This is a genomic window from Saccharothrix mutabilis subsp. mutabilis (assembly GCF_039521145.1).
GTDB lineage: Bacteria > Actinomycetota > Actinomycetes > Mycobacteriales > Pseudonocardiaceae > Actinosynnema > Actinosynnema mutabilis.
Window position 1 is genome coordinate 75,380 of the sequence record NZ_BAAABU010000027.1, and the last position, 14,244, is coordinate 89,623.

At 73.4% G+C, this 14,244-nt stretch carries 11 protein-coding genes; 2 read left to right on the forward strand and 9 right to left on the reverse strand.

The window, feature by feature from the left end:
* Positions 1–16 precede the first annotated feature (16 nt).
* The 4 genes from ABD126_RS34595 to lanKC form a co-directional block, all read right to left on the reverse strand.
* The gene (locus tag ABD126_RS34595; RefSeq protein ID WP_343939061.1) at positions 17–1,699 is read right to left on the reverse strand and encodes an ABC transporter ATP-binding protein; all 1,683 of its coding nucleotides are present in this window, start codon (positions 1,697–1,699) and stop codon (positions 17–19) included.
* Positions 1,699–3,291 (reverse strand): ABC transporter ATP-binding protein, encoded by a 1,593-nt coding sequence (locus ABD126_RS34600; protein ID WP_343939063.1) that lies wholly within the window; start codon positions 3,289–3,291, stop codon positions 1,699–1,701. The genes ABD126_RS34595 and ABD126_RS34600 overlap by 1 nt, the downstream gene beginning before the upstream one ends.
* Before the next feature lie 287 nt (positions 3,292–3,578).
* A complete protein-coding gene (locus tag ABD126_RS34605; RefSeq protein ID WP_343939065.1) occupies positions 3,579–3,737 on the reverse strand; it encodes a SapB/AmfS family lanthipeptide in 159 nt (52 codons plus the stop codon).
* Positions 3,738–3,779: 42 nt separating this feature from the next.
* Positions 3,780–6,314 carry a class III lanthionine synthetase LanKC gene (lanKC, locus tag ABD126_RS34610; RefSeq protein WP_343939067.1) on the reverse strand — a complete coding sequence of 845 codons (2,535 nt, stop codon included), beginning with the start codon at positions 6,312–6,314 and terminating at the stop codon, positions 3,780–3,782.
* A gap of 510 nt (positions 6,315–6,824) precedes the next feature.
* Between lanKC and ABD126_RS34615 the strand changes: the two genes are divergently transcribed.
* A complete protein-coding gene (locus ABD126_RS34615; protein ID WP_343939069.1) occupies positions 6,825–7,397 on the forward strand; it encodes a hypothetical protein in 573 nt (190 codons plus the stop codon).
* 244 nt (positions 7,398–7,641) lie between these two features.
* Here ABD126_RS34615 and ABD126_RS34620 read toward each other — a convergent pair whose 3' ends face one another.
* The 5 genes from ABD126_RS34620 to ABD126_RS34640 all read right to left on the reverse strand — a co-directional run bounded on the left by ABD126_RS34620 (position 7,642) and on the right by ABD126_RS34640 (position 12,461).
* Positions 7,642–8,877 carry a beta-ketoacyl-[acyl-carrier-protein] synthase family protein gene (locus ABD126_RS34620; RefSeq protein ID WP_343939071.1) on the reverse strand — a complete coding sequence of 412 codons (1,236 nt, stop codon included), beginning with the start codon at positions 8,875–8,877 and terminating at the stop codon, positions 7,642–7,644.
* Positions 8,874–9,113, reverse strand: coding sequence for an acyl carrier protein (locus tag ABD126_RS34625; protein WP_053720023.1), 240 nt, complete (start codon positions 9,111–9,113; stop codon positions 8,874–8,876). The genes ABD126_RS34620 and ABD126_RS34625 overlap by 4 nt, the downstream gene beginning before the upstream one ends.
* Before the next feature lie 61 nt (positions 9,114–9,174).
* Positions 9,175–10,152 (reverse strand): beta-ketoacyl-ACP synthase III, encoded by a 978-nt coding sequence (locus tag ABD126_RS34630; RefSeq protein WP_343939076.1) that lies wholly within the window; start codon positions 10,150–10,152, stop codon positions 9,175–9,177.
* Between the two features lie 3 nt (positions 10,153–10,155).
* Positions 10,156–11,088 carry an ACP S-malonyltransferase gene (locus ABD126_RS34635; RefSeq protein WP_343939078.1) on the reverse strand — a complete coding sequence of 311 codons (933 nt, stop codon included), beginning with the start codon at positions 11,086–11,088 and terminating at the stop codon, positions 10,156–10,158.
* Between the two features lie 188 nt (positions 11,089–11,276).
* Positions 11,277–12,461 carry a PucR family transcriptional regulator gene (locus ABD126_RS34640; protein WP_343939080.1) on the reverse strand — a complete coding sequence of 395 codons (1,185 nt, stop codon included), beginning with the start codon at positions 12,459–12,461 and terminating at the stop codon, positions 11,277–11,279.
* A gap of 125 nt (positions 12,462–12,586) precedes the next feature.
* Between ABD126_RS34640 and ABD126_RS34645 the strand changes: the two genes are divergently transcribed.
* On the forward strand, positions 12,587–14,107 hold the full coding sequence (locus ABD126_RS34645) for an alpha/beta hydrolase (protein WP_343939082.1): 1,521 nt from the start codon (positions 12,587–12,589) through the stop codon (positions 14,105–14,107).
* Positions 14,108–14,244: the final 137 nt, after the last annotated feature.

Genomic DNA, 14,244 nt, shown 5'->3' on the forward strand with positions numbered 1-14,244 from the left:
CCACCGGCCCAATAGATCACGCCACGGGCTGCCACGCCGCCATCAGGTCCCGGTACGCCGCCGACCGGCGCAGCAACTCCTCGTGCGACCCCAGCAACGGCTCGCCGCCGTCCATCACCAATACCGACGAAGCACGCAAAGCGGACGACAGCCGGTGCGCGATCACCACCAGCACCCCGCCCCGCGCCGCGAACGCCCGTTCCACCACGGCCTCCGCCGCCGGGTCCAGGTTGGACGTCGCCTCGTCCAGCACCACGACGTCCGCCGGGCACGCGTACACCCGCGCCACCGCCAGCAACTGCGCCTCGCCGGCCGACAACCCGCCGCCACCGTGCCCGACGACCCCGTCCAACCCGCCCAACCGCGCGACGACGCCCGAAGCGCCCACCGCCGAGACGGCCGCCAGCAACGCCTCGTCCGAAGCCGAAGGCGCGAACAACGCCAGGTTCTCCCGCACGGTCCCGGTGAACAGGTACGTCTCCTGCGGCACCAGCGCGATCCGCGAGTGCCGCACCGCAGGCTCCACCTCCCGCACCGGCACGCCGCCGAACAGCACGTCCCCGGCGTGCGGCGCGATCAACCCCGTCAGCAGCCCGGCCAACGTCGACTTCCCGATGCCGCTCGGCCCCACCACGGCCAGGTGCGACCCGGGCGCCAACCGCAGCGACAGGTCCCGCACGACCGGCACGCCCGCGCCCCACCCGAACGTCACCCCGCGCAGCTCGACCTCGTCACCCCCCGGAACGAGTTCACCCGGCGGGTCCTCCGGAACCGGCGCCGCCTCGGCCAGTCGGCGCAGCGCCACGGCCAACCGCAGCACCACCGTGCCGACGGTGTCCGCGAGCCGCCGCAGCGCCGGCTGCACGCTGGTGCTCAGGTACACGACCGCGCCCAGCACCTGGCCCGCGGTCAGCTCGCCGCGCGCCACCAACCCCGGCGCGAGCACCACCAGCAGCGCCAGCGGCGCGAAGCCGCCGACCGAGATCACGATCCCGCGCACCGCCGTCGCCCACGCCAGCCGCACGGTCGCCGCCGCCTGCCGGTCCACCTGCCGCCGCACGTCGGCGACCGCCCGCGCGCCCGCCCCGCACGCCACGACGTCGCGCATCCCGAGCAGCACCGACCCCGCCGCCTCGGCCGCGTCCTCGTCGGCCAGCACCAGCGCCCGCTGCCCGCGCGCCAACATCGGCAGCAACGCGCCGAACAGCACCAGCGAGGCCACCACCGGCAGCACGACCAGCCACGCCACCGACGACACCAACGTCGCCAGACCCACCAGAGCCGCGGTGGTGGTCACCAGCAACGCCCGCGCCTGCACCAGCAACCCGGCGGTCGCGTCGCGCACCACCTCGACGTGCCGGGTGATCCGCGCGACGGCACCGGCGTCGGGCTGCCGCCGCGACGAGTGCAGCACGCCCCGCACGACCACCCCGACCAGCGCGTCCCGCAACGGCTCCACGACCTCGCCCAGGCGCATGAACACCTGCCGCAGCCCGAACCCGCCCAGCACCGCCACGACCGCGAACGCCAGCAGCCACAGCACGCCGGTCCGCACGTCGCCGACCGCGAAACCCCGGTCCACGGCCAACCCGACCAGCCGCCCGGACAGCAGCGCCGGCACGCCCTCCACCACCGACCAGCCCAGCAGCGCCAGCACCGCGCGCCGCTGAGCGGCCAACGCCCGCAGGTACGGTCCCATCAGCCGAACACCGCCCGGTACTCCGCGTCGTCCCACAGCACCTCGTGCGGACCCCTCGCCCGCACCCGACCGTCCTCAAGCCACACCACCAGGTCCGCCCGCCGCGCGGTCGCGGCCCGGTGCGTCACGACAACCCTTGTGCGACCGGGCAAAGCCGATGCCAACGCGCGCTCCACAGTGGACTCGGTCACGGTGTCGAGGCTCGCCGTGGCGTCGTCCAGCACCAGCACGCGGGGATCGCGCGCGACCGCCCGCGCCAGCCCGAGCCGTTGCGCCTCGCCACCGGACAACGGGGTCTCGGCCAGCGGTGTGTCGTAGCCGTGCGGGAGGCGGACCACCACGTCGTGCACCTGCGCCGCCCGGCACGCCGCCACGACCTCGTCCCGTTCCAGCGCCGCGCCGTAGGACACGGCGTCCGCGACGGTCGCCCCCAGCAGCGCCGGCCGTTCGAACGCGTACCCGACCGACCCGCCGCGCAGCACCCGTCCCGAGGACGGCGCGGTCAACCCGCCGAGCACCGCCGCCAGCGCCGACTTGCCCGCGCCGGACCGGCCCACCACGGCCAGGAACGTCCCGGCGGGCACCGACAGGTCCACCTGGCGCAACGCGTCACCCACCGACACGCCGTGCAGCTCCACCACGCCGGGCGCGGAAAACCCGTGCGTGACAACGGGTTCCGGTTCGGTCAGCAGCACCTCGTCGATCCGCGCCGCCGACGCCCGCGCCCGCTGCACCGCCGTCAGCACGGTCGCCTGCCCGACGACCGCCATGCCCAGCCCCGCGTAGCCGAGGGCGGCCAGCACGTCACCGACGCTCAACCGGCCCGCGACCACGCCGAACCCGGCGGCGGTCAGCACGGCCAGCTCCACCGCGGGCAGCAGCAGACCCGCCCGCCAGATCATCTTCGCCTGCGTCCGCCACATGCCGATGCCCGCCGCCGCGAGCCGGGGGAGGGGCCGCAGCACGCGCCGCGCCTCCTGCTCGGCCCGCCCGGACGCGGCGATCGTGCGCAACCCGCCGACCGCGTCCACCAGCCGCGCGGACAGCTCGCCGGACACCTCCTGGTAGGCTGTCACGTCCTCGGCGGTCAGCTTCAGGTGCGACCGCACCAGCAGCGTCGCCAGCGGCACGCTCAGCAGGAACACCACCGCGAGCCGCCAGTCCAGCAACGCCAGCGCCAGCACCGCGCCACCGGCCGTCAGCGCCGTGACGCCCAGGTTCACCAGCAGCACCGCGAACCCGCCCGCGATGGCGCTGTCGCCGGTCAACCGGCTGATCGCGTCACCCGGCTCGAACCGCGCCGGGTGGCCCAGCGCCACCAGGTGCCCGGCCAGCCGGTCGCGCAGCCACGCCGTGCCGCGCGCGGTGATCGCCGCCGCCAGCACCACGCCGACCGCGTCGCCCACCACCTCGACCCCGGCCAGCCCGACCAGCAGGAGCACCGCGCCGGTGTCGAGCCGGCCGCCCAGCGCGAGGTCCACCGCGCGGGCCAGCGCCGTGGGCAGCAGCAGGCCCGCCGTGGTCGCCAGCAGCGCGTTGAGCGCGAGCAGCAGCCACCTCGGGTCCCGCCGGACGACCGTCCGCAACAACATTCCCGCTCCACACCGTCCGAAGGGGGCGCATCATGGGTGAGGGCCCGACGTCGGCCGCCCGGGTGCGAGCCGGGGGACCGGGTCGATTGCGCCGCCTCCGGCGTCGCGGGCGAGGCCGCCTGGTAGTCGGCTCGTCGCGTCGCGATTCCCGCCGATCGAAGAGCGTGATCGGCGGGAAAGGCGACCCGACAACCCGACGCGGCCTCACCGTTCGCCGGACCCTCGTGTGGCTGGTGAGCGGCGCACTTCGCCTGCGCCGCTCACCGGTGTTCGACCTGGCGCAGGCGTCAGCAGGCGAGCAGGCTCACCGTCGAGTGGCTGCACGGGAGCAGCAGCGACGCGTTGGACGCCGTGGTGCTGCCGCCACCGCCGCTGCCGCCGCTGGCCATCGCGCTGTCCTGGACCTCGGGGGTCTCCAGGTCCTGCAGGTCGAGGATGAACTCCATCTCGAACTCCTCATTCCGGGGGGACGAAGGGTGTTGCTGTTACTACGACCGACCCGCGTGGGCCGGGGCCTTGAGGAACGGCAGCACGGGGCTGCCGTCCAGTGCGCAGGCGAGCGCGAGCAGGACGCCCGCGCCGCCGGTGACCAGGTCCATCGACAGCCGGCGCAACTGGATGCCGGGGAACGCCGTGCCCTCCTGGAAGGGGACGGCGTGCCAGGCCAGCGCGGCGAGGTGCCGCTCGACCGCCTCCCGCGGCCCGCCGGTGTGCACGAGGGACGCGAGCAGACCGGCGCGGCCGAGGGCCAGGGCGGGCTGGATCACGAACTCGCCGGTCAGGCCCGCCACCAGTTCGGGCAGCCGCCGCACGCACGGCGCGTCCGGCTCGACCCGCGAGAACTCCTTGAGCGCCAGGGCGATGCCGGCGCTGCCGATGCCGACGTAGGGCAGGGTGCGGAAGTTGCCGTCGCGGACCTGGGTGGAGCCGTCCAGGGCGGTGTCGCACTCGGCGAGGTCGCGTTCCAGCGCGCGTTCCGCCGCGTCCAGCCACGCCCGGTCGCCGGTGTGCTCGAACAGGCGGGTGAACAGCAGCGCCGGGCCGGACCAGCCGTGCAGCAGGCCCGCCTTGGCCTTGTCGCCGGGCGGCGCGGCCTCGGCGAGCATCCCGACCAGCTTCGCGCCGATCTCCACGGCCTGGTCGGCGTAGACCTCGTCCTGCCGGGTCCACGCGAAGTGCAGCATGTTCAGGCCGACCCCGGACAGGCCCGAGTTCAGGCCGTGGTCCTTCAGCGAGGGCAGCAGCCGGTGGTACGCGCACACGATCTCGTCGGCCTCGTCGCGGTAGCCGAAGTTCTCCAGCACGTACGCGATGCCGTGCGCGCCGGTGTAGAAACCGGGCTCCTTCGGCGGGTCGCGGCGGACCTTGTCCAGCAGCCAGCGCTCGTGCTCGGGGAACCGGCCCGCGCCGGCGGCGTCCAACGCGTGCAGCACGCCCGCCGCGCCGTAGGCGAACCCCGCGCCGCCCACCTCGAACTGCTCGATGTCGCCGGGGAACAGCCGGTCGGCGCGCTCGGGGGTGGCGGAGGCCAGGATCGCGGCGGCGATCGACTTGCGCACGACCTTCCAGTCCGGCCGCGGCTCCTCCAGCGGCGTCGAGGCCGGCGCGGGCGCGTCCACCCGCGGGGTCAGCACGTCGAGGACGCGGGCGCAGTAGTCCTCGGGCAGGTCGAAGCGGCGGCGGACGAACTCGACGTGGTTGCGCAGCTTGACCGGGGCCAGCTCGACGACCGCGTTGAGCGGCAGGAACAGGTACAGCCGCAGGGCCGCCAGCGCGTACTGGTCGATCTCGAAGCCGGAGCGGTCCGGCGGGGCCTGGAAGCCGGGGGAGCCGAGGGTGGGCTTGCGGCCCTCCTCCAGCGTGGAGGCCAGTTCGAAGTCGATGAGCGACACCGAGTCGTCCTCGTCCACCAGCACGTTCAACGGGTGCAGGTCGCCGAACACGACGCCGCGCTCGTGGACGCGGGCCACGATGTCCTCGACCTTCTCGACGATCTTGAGCGCGCGCCCGGTGTACTCGGCGATCTGCTCGGGCGTGGTCTCGTGGTGGGTCAGCGGGTAGTGGCGGCCCAGCCACTGGCCGACCGGGCGGCCCGGGACCGGCGACATCGCGAGGAACTCGTGCTCCCACGCGGTGAAGTAGTCCAACGCCGCCGGCACGCCGGGCACCCCGCGCAGCCGGGTCAGGATGTCGTGCTCGCGCCGCAGCCGGGTGACGGCGTCCACGTTGTCCCGGTCCAGCCCGGCGTGCGGCCGGGCCTCCTTGAGGACGACGGGCGCGTCGTCGGACTTGCGGGTGGCGCGGTAGACGCCGCCGCCGTTGGAGAAGTGCAGCGACCCGGTCACCCGGTACGGGAACGACTCGGCGTCGCCGGCCTTGCGCGCGGCCAGGTGCTCGTCCAGGAAGGACGGCAGCGCGACCCACTCGGGGACGGAGAACGTGGGCTTGCGCCTGTCCGGCACCAGTTCCCCGTCGGGGCCCTCGATCGCCAGCACGCGTCGGCCGTCCAGCTCCAGCCACTGCTCGACGAACCCGCCGTAGCGCACGTACAGCGGGCCGGCGCCGTAACGGAGGTCGCTGAGGATGTACGCGCCGGGCTTGCCGGACAGCAGGGCGTCCAGCTCGCGCAGGGTGGTGTCGAGCTGGGCCTCGTCGGCCGGGTAGATGGTGATGAGCTTGCCGCTGGCCTCGCGCGGGGCGTACTTGGAGTTGCGCGCCAGCACGATGGACCGGGTGCGCAGGTACTTGAAGGGGATGCGGCGCGCGACCAGGTACTCGTAGGCGGTCAGCAGCACCTCGCCGGCGTTCTTGACGGTCGCCGAGACGTGGACCTTCCAGCCCTGGCGGGGGAGGGTCGCGCCGTCGGGCTGGAGGTAGCGCCAGATGGTGAGGTCGGTCCGCGACCAGCCGGCCGGTAGCGCCGGGAGCACCTGCGAGAAATCGTCGACGGCGGTTTCCGCGTGGCTTTGCACGTCGTAGAAGAGACGGTCCGCGAAGCAGTAAGCCTCATAGCGGAGATCCACCGGAATTCCCCTCCCCAGGATTCTTTCGACCGGTGTATTCCCGCACGTGGGTGCACTTCCGGCCAATCCGCCAGACCGGCGAGGGTGCTGCGCCGTTCGTGCGTGCACGGGTTGCCCGGAATCGCACCATCCGTGCGACCGGACGGTCCGAAACCACCCGAACGCCATGTTTAGTGCTGGTCCGAGCGGTGTCGTCGGCGTGTCGTCGCTAAACGGCACTGGATCGTTCAAATGGTTGGTTGTGTGCGACCAGGCACGTTGTTTCGCAATCCGCTGTTTTGCGGTCGCGTCACCGCGCGTGGTGCGCTGGTCCCATCGGGGGATAGTGCCGTCGATTACTCCGGAAACGGGTCCGGCGGTGCGCCGATAGGGTGTGAAATCTACGCCGAAATTCGTGTTTACCGAATTGCGGTGGTCGGCGGTGGTTGAACCACCCGCAGAGATCGGGTAGTGGGCTGCTCCGTCCGGGTGGCGACCCGGGGGTTCGGGCTCATATGGCACCCTCTGGTGGTGTCGTCCCGGTTGCTGCTGCCCACCGTGCTGGTGGTCGCCGCCCTGACCGCCGGCGCCGGCGTCCTGGCCCGCGAGGCCTACCGGCGACCCCTTCAGGCGGTGGGCGACCAGATCGCGCTGCCCACCGCGTCGTCGTCCGTGCCGCGCAGCGCGCAGCCGGGTCCGCCGACCGTGCAACTGAGCATCGACGCCGCCCTGCACCCGGACGGCCAGCGGGTGCGCGAGGTCCTGCAGCGCTACTTCGACGCCATCAACGACCACGACTACGAGGCGTGGGCGAAGACGGTCACGGCGGACCGCGTGAACCGGACACCCCGCATCCGCTGGGAGGCGGACTACGAGAGTTCGCGGGACGGCACGATCCAGGTGCACCGGGTGGAGACGGTGACGGCGGGGCGGCTGCGGGTGCTGATGACGTTCGTCAGCACGCAGGACGTGGCGAAGGCGCCGGCGGAGTTGCAGGCGGACTGCATCCGGTGGCGGGTGGTTTACCCGTTGCAGGAGGAGGCGGGCTCGCTGCGGGTGGACCTGGGCACAGAGGGCTCAAGCTCCCAGTTCACCGCCTGCTGACCACGAACCCGCAACCACCAGAGCCAACCGCCAAGCCCACACACACCTCCGCTTCGCCGCCGCCGCCCCGCCCGCCGCCGCCCCGCACCGCACCGCGCCGCGCCGCGCCAAGCCGAGCCCGCCAAGCCAAGCCGCGCCAAGCCCGCGAAGCCGCCGCCGCACCGCCGCCTCGCGAACCCCGGACAGCGAACGACCCCGGGACCGGCGGAAGGAGCCGGGCCGCGGGGTCGTGCACCAAGACCGGTCAGGCGCCGGTGAACACCAGGGACACGTTGTGGCCGCCGAAGCCGAAGGAGTTGTTGACCGCCGCGACCAGGTCGATCTTGCGCGGTTCGCCGGTCACGACTTCCAGTTGCACCTTCGGGTCCTGGTTGTCCAGGTTCAGCGTCGGCGGCACGATGCCGTCGCGCACCGACAACAGGGTCGTGATCGCCTCCACCGCGCCGGACGCGCCGAGCAGGTGGCCGTGGTTGCCCTTCGGCGCCGTCAGCACCGCGTGGTCGCCGATCGCGCGCTTCACGGCTTGCGGCTCGATCACGTCGCCCACCGGGGTGGACGTCGCGTGGCAGTTCACGTGGCCGATGTCCGTCGGCGACAGGCCCGCCGTGCGGATGGCCGCCGCGATGGCGCGGGACTGGCCCAGGCCCTCCGGGTCGGCCGCGGTGATGTGGTGGCCGTCCGACGACGTGCCGATGCCGGCCAGCTTGCCGTAGATCCGGGCGCCGCGGGCGCGGGCGAACTCCTCGCGCTCCAGCACCATGATCCCGGCGCCCTCGCCGAGCACGAAACCGTCGCGGTCCACGTCGAACGGGCGGGACGCCCGCGTCGGGTCGTCGTTGCGGGTGCTCATGGTCCGGGCCTGGATGAAGCCCGCCATGGTGATCGTCGTGATGCACGCCTCCGCGCCACCGGCCACGACCACGTCGGCCTCGCCGGAGCGCAGCATCCGCCACGCCCACGCGAGGGCCTCCGCGCCCGACGCGCACGCCGACACCGGCGCGTGCACGCCCGCCCGCGCCTTCAGGTCCAGGCCGACGTGCGCGGCCGGGCCGTTGGGCATGAGCATGGGCACGGTCAGCGGGGACACCTTGCGCAGCCCCGACTCCTCGATGAGGTCGTCCTGGTTCAGCAGCGTCAGCGCGCCGCCGATGCCGGTGCCGACGACGACGCCCAGCCGCTCCTTGTCGACACCGTCCTCGCCGAGCCCGGCGTCCGCCCACGCCTGGCGGGCGGCGACCACCGCGACCTGCTCGCAGCGGTCCAGCCGGCGCGCCTCGACGCGCGGCAGCACCTCGGTCGGCTCGACCGCGAGCTGCGCGGCGATGCGCACGGGCAGCTCGAACCGCTCCACCCAGTCGGTCTCCAGCGGCTTGACGCCGCTGCGGCCCGCGAGCAGAGCATCCCAGGTGGAGGCGACGTCGCCACCGAGCGGGGTGGTGGCACCCAGCCCGGTGACGACGACGTCGTTGCCAGTGGTCATGCGTTGCTGGCGATGTAGTTCACCGCATCGCCCACGGTCTTGAGGTTGGCCAGCTCGTCGTCCGGGATCTTCACGCCGAACTTGTCCTCGGCCTGCACGGCGATCTCCACCATGGACAGCGAGTCGATGTCCAGGTCGTCCACAAAGGACTTGTCAGCCGTCACGTCGGCCGCCTCGACACCGGCGACCTCCTCGACGATCTCGGCGAGCCCCTTCTGGATGTCCTCGTTGCTCACTGAAAATCCCTTCCTTCTTGCATCCGCCGGCTGGGCTGTCCCACCGGAGTCCTGGGGTTGGTCACGGCAGTCGGACGACCTGTCCCGCGTAGGACAGGCCGGCCCCGAAGCCGACGAGCAGCGCCACGTCCCCGCTCTTGACCTCGCCCGACGCGCGCATGTGGTCCAGCGCGAGCGGGATGGAGGCCGAGGACGTGTTGCCGGAGTCCACGATGTCACGCGCGATCACGAGGTCCTCGCGGGCACCCTTGGCGCGCAGGCGCTTCGCGATCGCCTCGACGATGCGCAGGTTCGCCTGGTGCGGCACGAGGACGTCCACGTCGGACACCTCGATGCCGGCCAGTTCCACCGCCCGCAACGCGATCGGCGCGATCTGCGTGGTCGCCCAGCGGAAGACCGACTGGCCCTCCTGGAAGATGAACGAGTCCCGGTCGGCCACGTGGATCATGTCCACCAGGTCGCCGGCGCTGCCCCACGCCACCGGGCCGATGCCCGGCTCGTCGGCCGGCCCGATCACGGCCGCGCCCGCGCCGTCGGCGAAGATGATCGCGGTGGACCGGTCGGTCGGGTTCACCCAGTCGGTGAGCTTCTCCGCGCCGATCACCAGCACGTGCTTCGCGGTGCCGGCGCGGACCAGGTCCGAGCCCATGGCCACGGCGTAGCAGAAGCCCGCGCACGCGGCGTTCAGGTCGAACGCGGGCGCGGCCTTCACGCCGATCCGGTCGGCGACCTGCGCGGCGGCGTTGGGGATCTGCGAGGGCATGGTGCAGGTCGCGACCAGCACCGCGCCGATGTCGGAGGGGGAGAGCCCGGCGTCGGCGACGGCCTTCGCGCCCGCCTCGACCGCCATGTCGACGAGCTTCTCGTCCTTGGCGGCGAACCGGCGGTTGGCGATGCCGACACGGTCCCGGATCCACTCGTCGGAGGTGTCCATGACCTTGGTCAGGTCGTCGTTGCTCACGACGGTGTCGGGCTGGTAGCTGCCCAGGCCCAGGACGCGGGTGCCCGCGTGGCCGGTGGGGACGGCGAAGGAGGCCATGCGTCAGGCCTCCCCGAGCAGCGCCACGACCTGGTCCAGCTGGTCGGGGGTCTTCAGTGCCAACGTGGGGGTGCCCTTCAGTTCGCGCTTCGCGAGGCCCGTCAGCGCGCCCGCCGGCGGCAGCTCCACCACGGCGGTCACGCCCTTCGCGCCCAGCGTCGCCTGGCAGGAGTCCCACCGCACGGGGCGGGTGACCTGCGCGATGAGTCGGTTCAGCACCTCGGCGCCGGAGGTCACCTCGGCGCCGTCGGCGTTGGACAGCAGCGGCAGCGTGGGGTCCTCCACGGCGATGCCCGCGGCCCTGGCCCGCAGCGCCTCCTCGGCGGGGGCCATGTAGGCGGTGTGGAACGCGCCCGCGACGGCCAGCTTGCGGATCTTCGCCCGCTCGGGCGGGTTCTCGGCGAGCTTGTCCAGCGCGGGCAGCGGCCCGGCGGCCACGATCTGGCCCGCGCCGTTGCGGTTCGCGCCGACCAGCCCGAGTTCGTCGAGGCGGGCCAGCACGTCGGCCTCCTCGCCGCCCAGCACGGCCGCCATGCCGGTCGGCTCCAGGGCGCACGCGGCGGCCATCTCCGCGCCGCGCACGGCGGCGAGGGCGACGGCGTCGTCCGCGGACAGCGCGCCCGCGACCGCCGCGGCGGCCAGCTCGCCGACGGAGTGACCGGCGACGACGGTGTCGGCGGGCAGCTCGACCCGGCGGCGCAGCTCCTCGAACGCGAGCAGCGCGAGCGCCACGACGAGCGGCTGGGTGATCGCGGTGTCCTTGATCTCGTCCGCGTCGGCCGTGGTGCCCAGGCGCGCGAGGTCCAGCCCGGTCGCCTCCGACCACGCGGCCACGCGCTGCCCGGCCCCCTCCAGTTCGAGCCAGGGGGCGAGCATGCCGGGTGTCTGGGACCCCTGTCCGGGGGCGAGCAGCGCGATCACCCGCTCACTGAACACGTTCCCGGCGGCTTCGCGGGATGCCGGAGCTGACGAAACCGCGACTACGGGTTTGTAGGGTCTCCACAAATGTGACTCGCGGATGAACGTTGAACCACGTCACGTGTTGTCGGGGGCAGCTCATCCGCACCCAAATGGGACATGCGTTCTCCATCACACCGGCCCGGATGATCACCCGGTCGTGTGGTTCACCAGAGGCCGCGCGCCCTCGCCAGGCGGCCCACGGACAGGGCCACCCGCAGCACCAGGGCGTCCCGGGGGTCGTTGGCGTTGCGCCCGGTCAGCTCGGTGGCCCGCCGCAACCGGTACCGGACCGTGTTCGGGTGCACGAACAGCTTCCGCGCGCACGCCTCCAGCACGCCCCCGACCTCCAGGAACGCGTCCACGGTCTCCAACAGCGACCCGCCCGCGTCCTCCAGCGGCCGGGCGATGCGGTCCACCAGCTGCCACTCCGCCTCCGGGTCGCCCGCCAACGCGCGCTCGGGCAGCAGGTCCAGCGACCGCACCGGGCGCGGCGCGGCCGGCCACCCGACCACCGCCCGCAGCCCCGACAGCGCGTCACCGGCGCTGCGGTGCGCGTCGGCCAGGCTCGTCACGGTCGGCCCCGCCACCACCGGACCCGGCCCGAACGCGTCGGACAGCCGCACCAGGGCGTCCCCGCTCTCGGTCTCCCCGCCCAGCACGACCACCAGCCGCGACCCCTGCACGCTCAGCAGCACCGGCCGGGAGATGCGCGCCGCCCGGCTGCGCACCTCGAACACCACCGCCGGCGGGTCGTCCGAGGGCGGGTTGCCCACCAGCACGGTCGCCTCCGACGCCGGGTCCCAGCCCAGCGCCGTGGCCCGCGACAGCAGCGACTCCTCCGCGTCGCCCCGCACGATGCCGTCCACGACCAGCGCCTCCAGCCGGGCGTCCCACGCGCCGCGGGCCTCGGCGGCGGCGGCGTAGGAGGTGGCGGCGGAGAACGCGATCTCCCGGCCGTAGCGCAGCACGCCCTCGGTGAGCAGCGCCCGCTCCGCCTCGTCCCGGGCCAGGCGGGGCAGCTGGTGCTCGAACAGCTCCAGCGCGATCCGCACCAGCTCGACGGTCTGGCGCAGGCTCACCCACCGCGAGATGTCCTTGGGCGCGGACCGGAACGCCTCGGCGGTCAGCCGGATCGCCTGCTGCGGGTCGTGCAGCCACGACACGAACCCCGCGACCCCGTTCTGGATCAACAGGAGCACGCCCGCGCGCTGCTCGGCCGGCATCCGCCGGAACCACGGCAGTTGCTCCTCCATCGCGGCCACACTGGACGCCGCCAGGTCGCCGGAGGCGCGCTGCAACGTGCGCAGCGTCTCCTTCGACAACACCGGCAGGACCTCCGAGCCGCTCATGGGCACCACCATCGCACACCACCCGGACGTGCCTGCGCGGTCCACCAACGAGTGACACAGCCTGAACCGGGGCGCTGCCCGTCCTACCTTCGGGGAACACCCCAGCGACCCGTGGGAGGTTGCCCGTGCGCAGGTACGTGTCCGTTGGCTTGGCGCTCATCACCACGCTGACGACAGCCGTCGTCCCGTCGTTCGCCACCGCCGACCCGCTGGCGCCCTACACCTCGCAGCAGCTCACCTGGAAGTCGTGCAGCGCGAACGTTCCCGCCCTGGAGTGCGCGGAGGTCGTGGTCCCGCTCGACTACACCCGGCCCGAGGCCGACCGCATAGCGGTGCGCATCAGCCGGCTCAAGGCGCAGGACCCGGCGCGGCGGCGGGGCATCCTGGTGCTCAACCCCGGCGGGCCGGGCGGGTCCGGCGTCGGCATGCCGGTGTTCCTGGCCAAGACCAAACCCGCCCAGGTCTACGACCTGATCGGGTTCGACCCGCGCGGCGTCGGCGGGTCCACCGCCCTGGCCTGCCAACCCGCCCCCGACTTCGCCGCCGTGGACACCCGGCCGCCGGACACGGAGTTCCACAAGTGGGCCGCCGAGGCGCAGGCCGCCGAGGACGCGTGCCGGCGCGCGGCCGGCGGCATCCGCCCGTACGTCAACACCCCCAACACCGCCCGCGACATGGACGTCGTGCGCGCGGTGCTCAAGGAGGAGAAGCTCAACTACCTCGGCTACTCCTACGGCACCTACCTCGGCGCCGTGTACGGCAGCCTGTTCCCGCAGCGCCTGGACCGCAACGTGCTCGACTCGTCGGTGCACCCGGAGTGGATCTGGCGCGAGCAGTTCGGGGCGCAGGCCGTGGCGTACCGGCGCAACGTGGACCTGTGGGCGGCGTGGGCGGCGGAGCACCACGCGGTGCTCAAGCTCGGGGCCACCGCCGACGAGGTGATGACCGGGCTGGAGGCGGTGGCGTCGGCGCTGGCCGTGAAGCCCGTCGCGGGCCAGACGCGCACGATGTTCGACGCGGCCGTGGGCGTCGGCTCCCGCTACCGTCCACTGTGGGCGGACCTGGCGGCGGTCGTGCGGCAGCTGGCCGCGGGCACGGCCGCGGAGTCCGCGCGCGTGCTGGCCGACTCGGTGAAGCAGGAGTTGGTGCCCGGCGTGTTCAGCACGGTCATCTGCGAGGTCGACTGGCCGGCCGACGTCCAGACCTACTTCGAGGACATGAGGATCTTCCGCGAGCGCTACCCGTACGGTTTCGGCGTGGTCCGCGCGGCGCCCACGACGTGCACCTACCGCTCGTTCACGCCGCCGGAGCCCGCGGTCGAGCTGAAGCGCGACGGCTACCCGGTGGGTGTGGTCATCCAGGCGGAGGGCGACACCCAGACCCGGTACGAGGGCGGTCCGGCGATGGCGACCCGGCTCGGCCACCAGTTGCTGACCGTGCGGGACGAGGGGCGGCACGGCATCTACGGCGGCGGCAACGCGTGCGTGGACCGCGAGGTGGACCGGTACCTGGTGGACGGGGTGCTGCCGGACAGCAGTTCGAGCTGTCCGGGCGACCCGCGGCCGAACCCGTCGCTGGTGACCTCGGTCGACCACGTCCGGTCCTACTTGGACAACCGCGGGCTGGCCGCCTTCACCGGCCTCTGAGCGGTCACCGCGACGCCCGGCGCCCTCCCGGTGCCGGGCGTCGCGCTGTGCCCCCACAGCCGGAAACGCCCCCACAGCCGGAAACGCCCCCACAGCCGGAAACGCCCGGCACGCACGAAGCGCGCCGGGCGTTTCCC